We start from the raw sequence: 12,594 nt of genomic DNA, 5'->3' as shown, positions 1-12,594 counted from the left end.
CCGGAGTACCGATGAGCAGCCCGACGACGGCCTGGCCGAGCCTGCGGGTGGCGGACTGGACCCCCACCCGCGACACCCTGCACATGTGGACCCAGATCGTCGGCAAGATCCGCATGGCCCACGCCCCGCTGCTCAACCACTGGTGGCAGGTGCCCCTGTACGTCAGCCCCCGCGGTTTGACGACGTCGGCCATCCCGTACGGGGCGGGCGCCTTCGAGATCGAGTTCGACTTCCTCGGCCGGCAGCTCGAGATCCGCAGCAGCGACGGCGGCACCGGCGGCCTCCCGCTGCGCGCGATGCCGGTCGCCGAGTTCTACGCGCGGCTCATGGCCGAGCTGGACCGGCTCGGGATCGAGGCACCGATCCGGCCGCGCCCCAACGAGGTCGACCCGGCCATCCCCTTCCCCGACGACCACGACCACGCCTCCTACGACGGCGAGGCCGCCACCCTGTTCTGGCGGCAGCTGCTGCAGGCCAACCGGATCATCGGGGAGTTCCGGTCGCACTTCGTCGGCAAGGTCAGCCCGGTCCACTTCTTCTGGGGCTCGTTCGACCTCGCCTGCACGCGCTTCTCCGGCAGGCCCGCTCCCCCACACCCCGGCGGGGTGCCCAACTGCGGGGACTGGGTGATGGTCGAGGGCTACTCCCGGGAACTGTCCAGCTGCGGGTTCTGGCCCGGCGGCGGCGACGAAGGCGCCTTCTACTCCTACGCCTACCCCGCACCGGACGGCTTCGCCGACCAACCCGTCGGCCCCGACGGCGCGTACTTCAGCGAGAAGTTCCAGCAGTTCCTGCTGCCCTACGAGGCCGCCCGCACCGCGCCCGACCCGGACCGCGCCGTCGCCGAGTTCCTCCACACCACCTACGCCGCCGCCGCGGACCTCGGCGCCTGGGACCGCGCCGCGCTGGAGGACGATCCCCACCGGTGGAATTGAGCGATCGTCGTGGCGCCGGCCCACACCGTCGCTCACACATCGGTTGTGGGGCTCGCACACCGATTGCAGTCGGTGTGCGAGCGCCCGAGGTGGTGTGCGAGCACGCCGGGGCCGCCTGGACGGCACCCGTCCGGGACGACGGCCGGACCGTCAGCCTCCAGGACCCCTGGGCCAACGCCATCCGCGTCGACGTGGTCCCGCGCTCGCCCGCCGACTCGTAGCGATCACACCTCCGGCCCACGCGCAGCCGCTTCCCCCGCCGGAGCCACGAAGACCTTGTCGACGTCGCCGCGGCGCTGCGCGGCGAGCGCCTCGCCGAACTCGTCGAGGCCGTAGAAGGCGGTCGTGAGGCGGTGCAGACCCAGCCGGGGCAGCAGCGCGACGGCCCGCTGGTGGGTCCACGGGTTGATGACCGAGCCCAGGAGTGTGAGCTCGCGGCTGAAGAGGTCGTGCGGGCGCACGGCGGCGACGTCGTCGGGAGAGGCGACGCCGAACTCCAGCACCCGGCCGCCGCGGCGTGCCAGCGCGATCGCCTGCTCGAGCACGGCGGCCGAGCCCACGGCGTCGACGACGGCCGGGTAGCCCTCGCCGCCGGTGCGGTCGACTGCCGCGCGCAGCTGGTCGGGGTCGCGCGGGTCGATCGCCACGTCGGCGCCCATGCGCAGCGCCAGGTCGCGGCGGCCCTCGCGCGTGTCCGCTGCGACGATCGGGGTTGCGCCGAGCAGGCGGCCCAGCGCGATGAGGACGGCGCCTGCCGGGCCGGAGCCCAGCACGAGCAGGGCCTCCCCGGCCACGACGGCGAGGCGGTCGACCGCGTGGACGCAGCAGGCCACCGGCTCGCAGAGGGCGCCGACCCACGGGACGGTGCCCGGCGGCAGGACGTAGGCGATGCGCGCCGGCACCACCATGGACTCGGCCATGCCGCCGTCCAGGCGGACGCCGTAGCCGCGCTTGCCCGCGCACAGGTGCTCCTGGCCTGCGCGGCACCACGTGCACGCGGTGCAGTAGCGGTGCGGCTCGACCGTGACGAGGTCACCGACGCGGGGAGCGTTCGCGTCGTCGAGTCCTGCACCGATCTCGACGACGCGGCCGCAGACCTCGTGGCCGAGCACCACGCCCGGCTCCGCGGGGAACGAGCCCGCGACGATGTGGGCGTCCGTCCCGCAGACGCCGACGGCGAGCGGCCGGATCCGGACCTCGTCGGGGGCGAGGGCGCGCTCCGGGCCCTCGCCGAGCCGGACGTCACCGGGGCCGTGGAAGCGCAGCGACCGGGTTCGGACCCGGGCGTCAGGCATCGGCACGCAGCAGCTCCCTCAGCCGGGCGATGTGGTGGCGGGCCGCCGCCTCGCCTGCGTCCGGGTCGCCGGACGCCATGGCCTCGAAGATCCGCCGGTGGTCGGCGACGGCCTGGACCATCCCGCCGCTGACGCTCGTGGAGCGCATCGCGACCATCACCTGGCCCTGGATCTCCTCGAGCATCCGGGCGAGCACCGGGCTGCCCGCGATCCGGCGGATCTCGCGGTGGAAGGCGGCGTCGACCTCGATGTGGCGCGTGAAGTCCCCGGCGGCGGCGATCTCGTCGTGCTCGGCGAGCAGGTCGCGCAGCCTGCGCCGCACCGACGGCGTGAAGCCCGCGGTGGCGAGGCGGGCCGCCATGCCCTCCAGGGCCTCGCGCGCGTCGTAGAGGCTGATGAGGTCCTCGCGGCTCATCAGCCGCACCACCGCGCCCCGGTTGAGAGTCTCCTCGGCGAGACCTTCCCGGACGAGCTGCAGGACCGCGTCCCGCAAGGGGCTGCGGCTCACGCCGAGCTCGCGGGCGATCGCAGGCACCGACAGCCGCGACCCCGGGGGCAGCGCGCCGGTGAGGATGCGGTCGCGCAGGAGCCGGTGCACCCGCTCCCCCACACGCTCGCTGCCGTCGAGGAGCAGCGATTCCCCGGCCTGCTCGGTCACGCCGACGACCTCCCGGTGGCCGTGAGGGGCTCGTCGTGCGGGGACGCCTCGCGGAAGACGTCGACGAAGTGGCGGTACCGGGCGGCCACCGTGGCCACGGCAGCAGCGTGGTCGGTCTCGCCTGCCAGCAGCCCGCGCACGGCGTCCCACCAGATGCTGCGGCCCACCGCGAATCCCGCGAACCCGCTGCGGGCCGCGCGGGTGAGCCAGTCGTCGACGCGGTCGGCCGGGGCGCCCGCGCCGAGCAGCAGGCACGTGGCGTCGTGCGTCGCGGCGAGCGCCACGGCGTCGGCGTAGGCCTGCTCCGGACCGAGGCTCTCCAGCTTCCAGACGTCGACGGGAACGTCGGCGACGATCTCCTCCATGGCCCGCAGGGTCAGACCGGGCCGGATCTCCTCGGCCCAGCCGTCCGCGTCGCGCTGCTGCGGGGTGGGCGGGACCAGCAGCTCGAACAGGAACCGCGAGCCCGCCTCGTGCACCGCGCGCGCGGTGGCCGCGAGGCGTCTGCGCTGCAGCGCGTTGGCGTCGGCGTCGCCCTCGGGGTTGTAGCGGACGAGCACCTTGGCGAGGTCCGGGGTGTGATGGGCGAGGTAGGCGGCGACGTCGGCGGGCGCGTCCTCGTACACGTCGAGGCCCGCCCGCTCGAGCGGCACGCTGACGGTGACACCCGCCGCCCGCGCCCGTTCGGCGACCCCCGGCCCGAGCTCGTCGTCGACGAGCAGGCCCGCGGTCTCGCGCGGGACGCCTGCGTCCACGGCGGCGAGGAGCCCGTCGAGCACAACGTGCTTGGCGCGGGTGGCCGCGGCCCGCTGGTCCGGGGTCGCGGTGCCGGTGTGGCCCCACAGTGCCTGGGTGAGCCACGGCCGCTGGTCGACGGCGAGGACGAACAGGTGCGGTGCGTTCATGCCGGGGCTCCCGTGACGATGTAGGGCTTCAGCAGGTCGCCGGCCACGAACTTCTCGAAGGCCTCGGCGAGTTCGGGCAGGGTGAGCGGGTGCGCGAGGACGTCGCGCAGCGCCGGGCCGCAGCGGCGCAGGAGGTCCCAGTTGCCCTCCACCTCCGCGAGCGGGAAGTAGAACGACCGCACGGTGAAGCAGTCGGTGCGTCGCCACCGCGGCGTCGCCAGCATCGTGTAGGGGTCGTTCGACTCCCCCAGCGCGAGGACGGCGCCACCGGGCACGACGACACGCTGGGCGAGCGCCCGGGCGGGAGCGGCGCCGCTGACCTCGACCGTGACGTCGTACTGGTTCTCCGACTCCAGGTCGACCCGGGTGCCCGCGCCGAGGCGCCCGGCGAGCGCGAGCCGTCCGGGGTGCGGGTCGTAGGCGTCGACGGCCTCGACGCCCATGGCGCGGGCCACGGCCACGACGCCGAGGCCGAGCGGGCCGCACCCGACGACGAGCAGGCGTCGCGGGGGCCCGTCCTGCGTGCGCAGGGCGAGCCGGAGGCCGTGCGCGGCCGTGCCCACGGTGTCCAGGCCGAGCACCGCGACGTCCTGGCCGATGTCGGCGGGCACCGGCAGCGCGCACCGCTCGGGGACGTCGACGACGTCGGCGAACCCACCGTCGCGCTGCCACCCGATGAGCTCGCGCAGCTGCAGGCACCGGTTGGTCTGCCCGCGCACGCACTGGTCGCACGCGCCGCAGAAGACCGGGATGTAGACGATGCAGCGGGTGCCGGCGGGCAGCGAGGTGCCCTCGCCCGTCGCCACGACCGTCCCGGCGATCTCGTGCCCGGGAACGACCGCGGACCCGCTCGCGAGGAGCCGCTTGTCGGACCCGCAGAGCGCGCAGACGTCGACGCGCAACCGCACCTCGCCCGGTGCGACCTCGCGCAGGTCGTCGTCGACGAAGTCGATGACCGCCTCGCCGCGGAACCGGGCCGCGTGCCGCCCTGCCGGGACCGTCACTTGACCGCCCCGCCGGTGAGCCCGCGCACGAGCCAGCGCTGCGCGAAGACGGTGAGCAGGAGCGCAGGCAGCGAGATGAGCGTGCTGGCCGCCATGAGACCTCCGTAGTCGCTGGAGCCCTGCCCGATGAAGTTGAACGCGATCACGGGCAGGGGCAGCGTGTCGGCGTTCGCCAGGGCGAGGGCGAAGAGGAAGTAGTTCCAGGAGAAGACGAACGAGAGCGTCACGGCGACCGAGAGCCCGGGCAGGACCAGCGGCACGACGACGTGCCGGAAGCGCTGCCACACCGTGCAGCCGTCCAGCATCGCCGCCTCTTCCAGGCTGATGGGGATGTCCTCGAAGAACGGCACCAGCAGCCAGATGCACAGCGGCAGGGTGATGATCAGGTGCGCCGCGATCAGCAGGGCGAAGTTCAGCCCGTTGTCCGACGGCGCACCGATCTGCACCGACAGGATGAACAGGGGCAGCACGAAGAGCACGCCGGGCGCCATCCGGGCGAGCAGCATGAGGAAGCCGATGCTCGCCGCGCCCCGCCGCACGATGACGTAGGCCGCCGGCACGCCGAGCGCGAGCCCGAGCAGGGTCGACCCGCCGGCGACGATGAAGCTGTTGCGGATGTAGTAGTAGAAGACGAACCGGTCGAACAGGTTGGTGAAGTTCTCCAGCGTCAGTGGCGTGGCGACGTCGAAGATCGATCCGGTGATGTCGACGTTGCGCCGGAACGCCGACCACAGCATGAACAGGACGGGCCCGAAGAACACCAGCGCGGCGAGCAGGTACAGCGCGTAGACCTGCACGAGCCGCCGCCGGCTCGATGCGACGGCATCAGTGCTCAATGCTCCTCCTCCTGCGCCAGAGGGTGAACGCGCCCGCCATGATCACGACGAGCAGCAGCAGGCTGAGCTGGAGCGCGGCCGCGTAGCTCGCCTCCTGGTCGATGAAGGCGGCGCGGTAGCCGTAGACGTTGAGGGTGTTGGTGGCGTCCACCGGTCCGCCCTGGGTCATGATGTAGACGGTGTCGAAGAACCGCACGAGGTCCACCGTGCGCAGCAGCATCGCCACCGAGATCACGGGCATGAGCAGCGGCAACCCGACGTGGCGCGCCTTGGCCCACCCCGACGCCCCGTCGATGGACGCCGCCTCGAACGGCTCGGCCGGCAGCGAGCGGATGCCCGCGGCGATGATCAGCGCCATGAACGGCGTCCACTGCCAGACGTCGACGATCGCGATCGACCAGAGGGCGATGTCGGGGTCGCCGAGCCACACCACTGGGTCGAGCCCGACGGCGGTGAGGATCTGGTTCGCCGCGCCCAGGGTGGGGTCGTAGACGAGCATCCAGACCAGGGCCACCGCCACGGACGCGGTGATGGCCGGGATGAGCATGAGGCCCTGGAAGAGCTTGCGCCCGGGCACGTCGATGCTCAGCAGGTAGCCGAGCGCGATGCCGAGCACGGTCTCCACGAGCAGGCAGACGACGAACAGCACGAGCGTGACCCGCACCGAGTTCCAGAACTCCGGTGACTGCGCCATGCGGGCGAAGTTGTCCAGGCCGACGAAACCGGCGTTGGTCCCGTCCCGGCGGCGGTCGGACAGCGACAACCAGACGGTGTAGAGGACGGGGAGCACGACGAGGGCCAGGGTGACGGCCATCGCCGGCACCAGCAGCGGCCAGACGCCGCGGGCCACGGGGGTCGCCCCGCCGCCCCGGTGACGCCGGGACTGCGAGGTAGCCGGTGGTGGGACGGCGGGCGGCGCGGCTTCTCGCGTGCGCGTGGTCACGGCGGTCATCCGCCCGCCAGCTGGGACGCGAGCCCGGTCTGGATCTCCGCGGCGGCCTGCTCCGGGGTCGCCTCCCCGAGGATGACCTTGCCGACGGCGTCGCCGATGGTCTTGCGCATGGCGGGTGCGTTCGCCCCGACGGGCCCCACCTCGACGTCGCCGTTCTCCTGCAGGTCGGCCACGGCGGCGCGCCACTGCTGGTGCGTCGGGGTGTTGCGCGCCTCGACGTAGGCCGGGTCCTCGGCGACGGACTTCCGCGGCGGCGCGATGTCGGCCTTCGCCAGCTCCAGCTGCGTCTCGGGGCTGGTGGCCCACTGCATGAACCGCCACGCGGCGTCCTTGTTCTGCGAGAACGGCGACATGGCGATGCCCCAGGACAGCACGGTGGGCGCCGGACCGGCGCTGCCCGCGGGCACCGGGACGACGCCGACGTGGTCGGCGACCGTGGAGCTGCCCGGGTCGACGACGCTGTTGAGCTCGTTGCTCGACTCCACCTCCATCGCGGCCTTGCCCTGCGCGAAGAGCGTGGAGGACTCGGTGAAGGAGTAGTTGATCACGCCGGGCGGTCCGTACTCGCGGGCCAGCGTGGCGTACTGGTCGATCGCCTCGGCCGCCCGCGGGTCGTCGAAGGTCGGCGCGCCCTGCTCGTCGGTCCACTCCAGGCCGGTGCCGTGGAAGAAGGGCCCGAAGGTGAAGGGCAGCGCCGCCGACGAGCCACGCAGCGTGATCGGCGTGACGTCCGCCGCGCGGTCCTTGATCGCCGCGGCCGTGGCCATGAGCTCGTCAACCGTCTTCGGCGGGGTGAGGTCCCACTGCTCGAACAGGTCCGTCCGGTAGTACAGCACCGGGCCCTCGACGTTGATCGGCAGCGCGTACGTGGTGCCGTCGACCTTCATGCCGTCGATGGCGCCGCGGGAGAAGTCGGCGGCCTCGTACTCCGCGGGTGCCTTCGCGAGGTAGTCGTCGAGGGGCTCGTAGTAGCCGGACGACGCGAAGACCGGTCCCTCGCGCGACGGCAGGGTCATGTAGACGTCCATCGCCGCGCTGCGGGACTGCAGGTTGAGCTGGATCTTGTCGCGCGTCTGCTGCTCGGCGAACGTCTGCACGTTCACCGTGATGCCGGACTCCTGCTCGAACCGGTCGATGAGGGGCTCGATCCCGCGCTGCCACGGGTGGTTCGACATCACCAGGTTGATCGCGTCGCCGCCACCGGAAGCGGCATCGGTGGGGTTCCCGCAGGCGGGCAGGGCGAGCGCGGCGGCGGCGAGCACACCGCCGAGGACGCGGATCCGGGTTCTCATATCGCCTCCAGGGCGGTTGCGGCAGTGCAGGCTGCCTGGGGGGTGGTGACGAGGGGCGCGAGCCAGGCGTGGAAGTCCCCGAGCCGGGCCGGGTCGCGCGTGCGCCAGCGCTCCGGAACGGTGCGCACCCGCGACGCCACGTCGGCGAGCGGGACGAGCGGGTGGTGCGCGCGGTAGCCGGGCCCGGGAAGGCGCTGCAGGCCGACCATCGTCGCCGTCGGCGCGGACGGGTCGAGCAGCGTGCGCGCCGCCAGCTCGCCGACCTCGGCCGCCTCGACGGCGTCGGTCGTGCTCACCAGGTGCGACGCGCAGCGCTGGGCCACGCCGAGCACCTCGCCGCGGGCGGGCAGGCCGAGCCGGGTGGTGACGAGCTCGGCGAGGCGGCGCGCGACCCCGCCCACCAGCAGCGTGGTGTGGTTGGCCGCGTGGACGGGCGCGGCGGTGAGATCGGCGGCCGTGCCCTCGCTGACGACCACGAGCGCGCGGCCCCGCCGCTCCACGAGGCCCGCGACGTCGGCGAGGAACTCCTCCACGTCGAAGCCGAGCTCGGGCGGGTACACGCGGTGCACGACGTGCTCGTCGTCGCCCGGCACAGGCAGCGTCGCGGCGAGCGCGAGCCAGCCGGTGGCCCGGCCCATCGTCTCGACGATGCGCACCGGCTCGATGCCCGCCATCGCGCGGTGGTCGCGTGCGATGTCCTGCACCACGGTCGACACGTACCGGGCCGCGGACGCGTAGCCCGGGGCGTGGTCGACGCCGTCGAGGTCGTTGTCGATCGTCTTCGGCACGCCGGCGGTGCGCAGCGGCAGCCCGCGCTCGGCGGCGCGCCGGGCGACGGCGTCGAGCAACGCCATGGTGCCGTTGCCGCCGACGAGGCAGAGCCCGTCGACGGTACGCGCGGCGAGGCCGGAGACGATGGCGTCGACGTCCTCGGGCGTGGTGGCCCGGCGTCCACCACCGAGCCACGAGCCCCCGCGTCCGACCTCGTCGGCCGGGATCCCGCCGGGCGGCAGCGGGTCGAGCTTCGCGCGCACCAGGGCGTCCGGACCCCCGCGGGCGAGGAGCACCTCGTGCCCCGCGGCCCGGGAGAGGAAGCCGGCGACGCTGCGGTTGACGACCGCGGTGGGTGCTCCGGTCTGCCCGATGACGAGCCGCATCACGACGCCGCCCCACCGACGACCGCGGTGGTGCGCCACGTCTGGAAGGCCTCGAGGCCCTGGGGGCCGCCCTCGTAACCGGTACCGGAGAGCCCGAGCCCGCCGAAGGGCGCTCCCGGGTAGTTGGGCGTGCCGGTGTTGATGCCGACGATCCCCGCCCGCAGCCGCCGGGAGACCTCGCGCGCGGCCTCGACGTCGGTGCCGCAGACGTAGCCGGCCAGCCCGTAGCCGGTGGCACGGTGCTGAGCGACGGCGTCGTCGAGGTCGTCGTAGGTGCTCAGGGCCGCGACCGGCCCGAACACCTCGTCGCGGGACGCCGCCGCGGCGGCGGGGACGTCGACGAGGACGGCCGGGGCGAACCAGTGGCCGTTGTCCGGCACGGACGCCCGGGTGCCGGCCACCCGCGCCCCGGCGGCGACGGCGTCGTCGACGAGCGCGGCCAGCCGGGCCGGGTCGCCCGCGGGGGCGAGCGGGCCGACGTCGGTGGCGGCGTCGAGCGGGTCGCCGACGACGAGCCGCTCGGTGGCGGTGACGAACGCGTCGACGAAGTCGCCCGCCACCTCGCGGGCGACGAACACCTGGTTCGCGGCGATGCAGGACTGGCCGTTGTTGCGGTACTTCGCCACCAGCAGCGTCTGCACCGCGTGCTCGACGTCGGCGTCGGGGAGCACGATGAAGGGCGCGCAACCACCGAGCTCGAGCACGGTGCGCAGGAAGCGGGGGGCCGCCGCGGCGGCGACGAGCCGGCCGACCCGGGTGGAGCCGGTGAAGGACACGACCTGCACTTCCCCGTGGGCGAGCCACGGGTCCACGACGTCGGCCGGCTCGCCGAGCACCGTGTTGATCGTGCCCGCCGGCAGGTGCCGGTCGAGCAGGGTGGCGAGGACCATCGACGACAGCGGCGCCACCTCGGAGGGCTTGAAGAGCACCGGGCACCCGGCGGCGAGCGCGGGGGCGATCTTGCGGGCCGGAATGGACACCGGGAAGTTCCACGGCGTCAGCACCGCCGCCACGCCGAGCGGGCGCGGCTCGACGTGGTGCACGGCCCCGGGCACGGCTTGCAGCACCAGCTCCTGCTGCTCCTCGAGGAGATCGGCCATCACGCGGAAGTAGACGGCCGACAGCGCCAGCTCGCCGCGGGCCTCGGCGAGCCGCTTCCCGGTCTCCCGGCTGACGAGCCGGGCCCAGCCCTCGGCCGTGGACGCGGTGTCGAGGTCGCCGGCGACCGCGCGCAGCGCGGCGGCGCGCTCGGCGGCAGGCGTCGCGGACCACGCCGGGAGGGCCCGCGCCGCCACCTCCGCGGCCTCGCCGGCCTCCCGCGGCCCGCCGACCGCGATCTCCGTCCAGGGCAGGCCGTCGACCGGTGCGACGAGGGCCCGGCGCGACAGCGTCGCGCGGCGGCGGCCGTCGACGAGGACCGCCGTCGGATCGGCCAGAACCTCGTCGACGATCGCGTCGGTGCTGCTCACCACGGTGGTCACGGGGTCTCCTCCAGGTCGGCGATGGCGTCGAGGTCGAGGTCGACGCCGAGTCCGGGGCGGTCCGGGACGCGGACGGTCCCGCGGTCGGTCAGCAGGTGGTCGACGGCCTCGCGCAGCCGGTTTCCGCGCACGTCCCACTCGACCGCCGTGGTGGCCGCCACGGCGGCGGCGACCTGCAGGGTGGCCGCGGTGGCGACCGCGCCGTTGTAGAGGTGCGGGTTGACCGTGGTGCCCGTCGGCGCGGCGAGCGCGGCGACCTTGAGGTACTCGGTCGGCCCGCCGACCTTCGACAGGTCGGGCTGGACGATGTCCACGGAGCCCCGCTCCAGGTAGGGCGCGAACGCGGCGACGCCGTAGAGGTTCTCGCCCGTGGCCAGCGCGAGCCCGCCCCGGCGGCGCAGCGTCGCGAGCTCGCCCGGGTCGTCGCCCGCCAGCGGCTCCTCCAGCCACTCGACGCCCTCGTCCCGCAGTGCGGGCACCACGGCGAGGGCCTCCTCCAGCGACCAGGCCTGGTTCGCGTCGCCGTAGAGCCGCACACCGTCGCCGAGGACGCGGCGGGCCGTGCGGACGTTGTCCAGGTCCCGGTCGCGCCCGAAGCCGAGCTTGACCTTCACCGCCGTGTGCCCGGCGGCCAGGCAGCGTTCGGCGGTGGCGGCGACGTCGTCCGGGCCGAGGCTGGAGGCGTAGACGGGGAGCTCGGCCGGCCGCCCGGGACCGGCGAGCAGCACCGCGAGCGGCATGCCCGCGTGCCGGGCGGCCAGGTCCCACAGTGCGGTGTCGAGGCCGCTGACGGCCTGGTGCACCGGCCCCGGCGCACCCCACTGCCGACCCAACGGCCGCAGTGCGGCCATGAGCAGCTCGTGCGCCTCGACCGGCGTCGCGAACGTCCGGCCCTCGAGCAGGGGCGCGATTCCCTCCGCGACGGTGGCCGCCCGCTCGCGCCAGGCCCAGGACGGGTAGTTCGCCCACGTCTCGCCGACACCGCGGCTGCCGTCCGCGAGCTGCACCTCGACCACCGCCATCACGCGATGGCCCATGGGTGCGAAGGACATCGCCACCCCGTCGCGGACCGGGCTGCGGAACACCCGCAGCCGGACGGCGGAGACGGGCGACGCGGGCAGCGGTGGCGCCGGAAGCGTTTGTTCGGAACTGAACATTGCATGCAGTCTGAGTGGAGCCGACTGATGCTGTCAAGGGGCGTGGAACGTGCGCGTCAGCGAGCGACGACGACGCGGGTGCCCGCCTCGTGCAGGCGCCGGGTGAGCGCGGCGCTCAGCGGGGCGTCGGTCACCACCGTGTCGATGCGCTCGAGGTCGCAGACGCGGACGGTGCCGGGAGCACCCTCCTTGGAGGCGTCGCAGACCAGCACGACGTCCTCGGCGGCGTCGAGCAGCGCCTGCTTGACGCCCAGTTCGAGCTCGGAGCGGACGTAGACGCCGCGGGCGTCGATGCTGGTGGCGCCGAGGACGAGCAGGCGCAGGCGCAGGTCGCGCACGAAGCGGGCAGCGCTGGGACCGATGAGGGCGTGGTTGTCGTGCGACATCTCGCCGCCGATCCCGATCACGCGGGTGTCACGGCGCGTCACCATGGCCGCCAGCACCGGCACCGAGTTCGTGACCACGCAACCCGCGAAGTCCTCCGGCAGCGCGTGCGCCACCTCCACCGCCGTGGTGCCCGAGTCGATCCCGACGGTGTCGTCGGCCGCGACCATCCGCGCGGCCGCGGCGCCGATCCGGCGCTTGCCCTCGGCGTTGACCTGCGCCCTCGCGACGAAGACCGGACGGCCGTGCGACCCGGCGGGCAGGCTCGCCCCGCCGTGCACGAGCGTGGCCTCGCCGGTGGCGGCCAGCCGGCGCAGGTCGCGACGCACGGTCATCTCCGACACCCCGAGCGCCTGGCTCACCTCGGAGACCGAGACGTGCCCGCTGGCCCGCAGCCGCTCCAGGATGGCCTCGCGGCGGCGCGGCGCGGCGTCGTAGCGCAGGGCCGGGCTCGTCGTGTCGGTCACGCCACAGATGGTAGCCAGCACGCAGATCGCACACTGGATGATACTTTTCTAACAACCATCCGTTCGCGCCG

General features: G+C 74.1%; 13 protein-coding genes. 2 read left to right on the top strand and 11 right to left on the bottom strand.

Annotation, left to right across the window (positions count from 1 at the left end):
- The first annotated feature begins 11 nt into the window (after positions 1-11).
- Entirely contained in the window at positions 12-935 is a 924-nt protein-coding gene (locus ACFPL3_RS30820; protein ID WP_343942661.1) for a DUF5996 family protein, read from the top strand.
- Positions 936-1,009: 74 nt separating this feature from the next.
- The gene (locus tag ACFPL3_RS30815) at positions 1,010-1,156 is read left to right on the top strand and encodes a hypothetical protein (RefSeq protein ID WP_343942660.1); all 147 of its coding nucleotides are present in this window, start codon (positions 1,010-1,012) and stop codon (positions 1,154-1,156) included.
- A gap of 3 nt (positions 1,157-1,159) precedes the next feature.
- Here the strand turns inward: ACFPL3_RS30815 and ACFPL3_RS30810 are convergent, their stop codons facing one another.
- The 11 genes from ACFPL3_RS30810 to ACFPL3_RS30760 are packed head-to-tail and all read right to left on the bottom strand — an operon-like array spanning position 1,160 to position 12,523.
- Positions 1,160-2,230 carry an alcohol dehydrogenase catalytic domain-containing protein gene (locus ACFPL3_RS30810; RefSeq protein WP_343942675.1) on the bottom strand — a complete coding sequence of 357 codons (1,071 nt, stop codon included), beginning with the start codon at positions 2,228-2,230 and terminating at the stop codon, positions 1,160-1,162.
- Entirely contained in the window at positions 2,223-2,888 is a 666-nt protein-coding gene (locus tag ACFPL3_RS30805; RefSeq protein WP_343942659.1) for a GntR family transcriptional regulator, read from the bottom strand. The genes ACFPL3_RS30810 and ACFPL3_RS30805 overlap by 8 nt, the downstream gene beginning before the upstream one ends.
- Positions 2,885-3,793 carry a 2-deoxy-5-keto-D-gluconate 6-phosphate aldolase domain-containing protein gene (locus ACFPL3_RS30800; protein WP_343942658.1) on the bottom strand — a complete coding sequence of 303 codons (909 nt, stop codon included), beginning with the start codon at positions 3,791-3,793 and terminating at the stop codon, positions 2,885-2,887. The genes ACFPL3_RS30805 and ACFPL3_RS30800 overlap by 4 nt, the downstream gene beginning before the upstream one ends.
- On the bottom strand, positions 3,790-4,797 hold the full coding sequence (locus ACFPL3_RS30795) for an alcohol dehydrogenase catalytic domain-containing protein (RefSeq protein WP_343942657.1): 1,008 nt from the start codon (positions 4,795-4,797) through the stop codon (positions 3,790-3,792). The genes ACFPL3_RS30800 and ACFPL3_RS30795 overlap by 4 nt, the downstream gene beginning before the upstream one ends.
- A complete protein-coding gene (locus tag ACFPL3_RS30790; RefSeq protein ID WP_343942656.1) occupies positions 4,794-5,633 on the bottom strand; it encodes a carbohydrate ABC transporter permease in 840 nt (279 codons plus the stop codon). Before ACFPL3_RS30790 ends, ACFPL3_RS30795 begins: the two co-directional genes overlap by 4 nt.
- The gene (locus ACFPL3_RS30785) at positions 5,623-6,576 is read right to left on the bottom strand and encodes a carbohydrate ABC transporter permease (RefSeq protein ID WP_343942655.1); all 954 of its coding nucleotides are present in this window, start codon (positions 6,574-6,576) and stop codon (positions 5,623-5,625) included. Before ACFPL3_RS30785 ends, ACFPL3_RS30790 begins: the two co-directional genes overlap by 11 nt.
- Positions 6,577-6,581: 5 nt before the next feature.
- Positions 6,582-7,877, bottom strand: a complete 1,296-nt coding sequence (locus ACFPL3_RS30780; RefSeq protein ID WP_343942654.1) for an ABC transporter substrate-binding protein — start codon at positions 7,875-7,877, stop codon at positions 6,582-6,584.
- The gene (locus tag ACFPL3_RS30775) at positions 7,874-9,034 is read right to left on the bottom strand and encodes a 6-phosphofructokinase (RefSeq protein WP_343942674.1); all 1,161 of its coding nucleotides are present in this window, start codon (positions 9,032-9,034) and stop codon (positions 7,874-7,876) included. Before ACFPL3_RS30775 ends, ACFPL3_RS30780 begins: the two co-directional genes overlap by 4 nt.
- A complete protein-coding gene (locus ACFPL3_RS30770) occupies positions 9,034-10,515 on the bottom strand; it encodes an aldehyde dehydrogenase family protein (protein ID WP_379589808.1) in 1,482 nt (493 codons plus the stop codon). The genes ACFPL3_RS30775 and ACFPL3_RS30770 overlap by 1 nt, the downstream gene beginning before the upstream one ends.
- On the bottom strand, positions 10,512-11,672 hold the full coding sequence (locus ACFPL3_RS30765) for a mandelate racemase/muconate lactonizing enzyme family protein (protein ID WP_343944404.1): 1,161 nt from the start codon (positions 11,670-11,672) through the stop codon (positions 10,512-10,514). Before ACFPL3_RS30765 ends, ACFPL3_RS30770 begins: the two co-directional genes overlap by 4 nt.
- Before the next feature lie 56 nt (positions 11,673-11,728).
- Positions 11,729-12,523: a DeoR/GlpR family DNA-binding transcription regulator gene (locus ACFPL3_RS30760; RefSeq protein ID WP_343944405.1), complete on the bottom strand. Its 795-nt coding sequence runs from the start codon at positions 12,521-12,523 to the stop codon at positions 11,729-11,731.
- Positions 12,524-12,594: the final 71 nt, after the last annotated feature.

The organism is Pseudonocardia zijingensis (genome assembly GCF_042657305.1).
Taxonomy (GTDB): Bacteria; Actinomycetota; Actinomycetes; order Mycobacteriales; family Pseudonocardiaceae; genus Pseudonocardia; species Pseudonocardia zijingensis.
This window is presented reverse-complemented; position numbering and strand designations above follow the sequence as displayed.

Excerpts from the sequence above, each read along its gene's own strand:
- ACFPL3_RS30810 (WP_343942675.1), bottom strand. The coding sequence starts at position 2,230 with ATGCCTGACGCCCGGGTCCGAACCCGGTCGCTGCGCTTCCACGGCCCC.
- ACFPL3_RS30765 (WP_343944404.1), bottom strand. The coding sequence starts at position 11,672 with ATGTTCAGTTCCGAACAAACGCTTCCGGCGCCACCGCTGCCCGCGTCG.
- ACFPL3_RS30775 (WP_343942674.1), bottom strand. The coding sequence starts at position 9,034 with ATGCGGCTCGTCATCGGGCAGACCGGAGCACCCACCGCGGTCGTCAAC.
- ACFPL3_RS30800 (WP_343942658.1), bottom strand. The coding sequence starts at position 3,793 with ATGAACGCACCGCACCTGTTCGTCCTCGCCGTCGACCAGCGGCCGTGG.
- ACFPL3_RS30820 (WP_343942661.1), top strand. The coding sequence starts at position 12 with ATGAGCAGCCCGACGACGGCCTGGCCGAGCCTGCGGGTGGCGGACTGG.
- ACFPL3_RS30780 (WP_343942654.1), bottom strand. The coding sequence starts at position 7,877 with ATGAGAACCCGGATCCGCGTCCTCGGCGGTGTGCTCGCCGCCGCCGCG.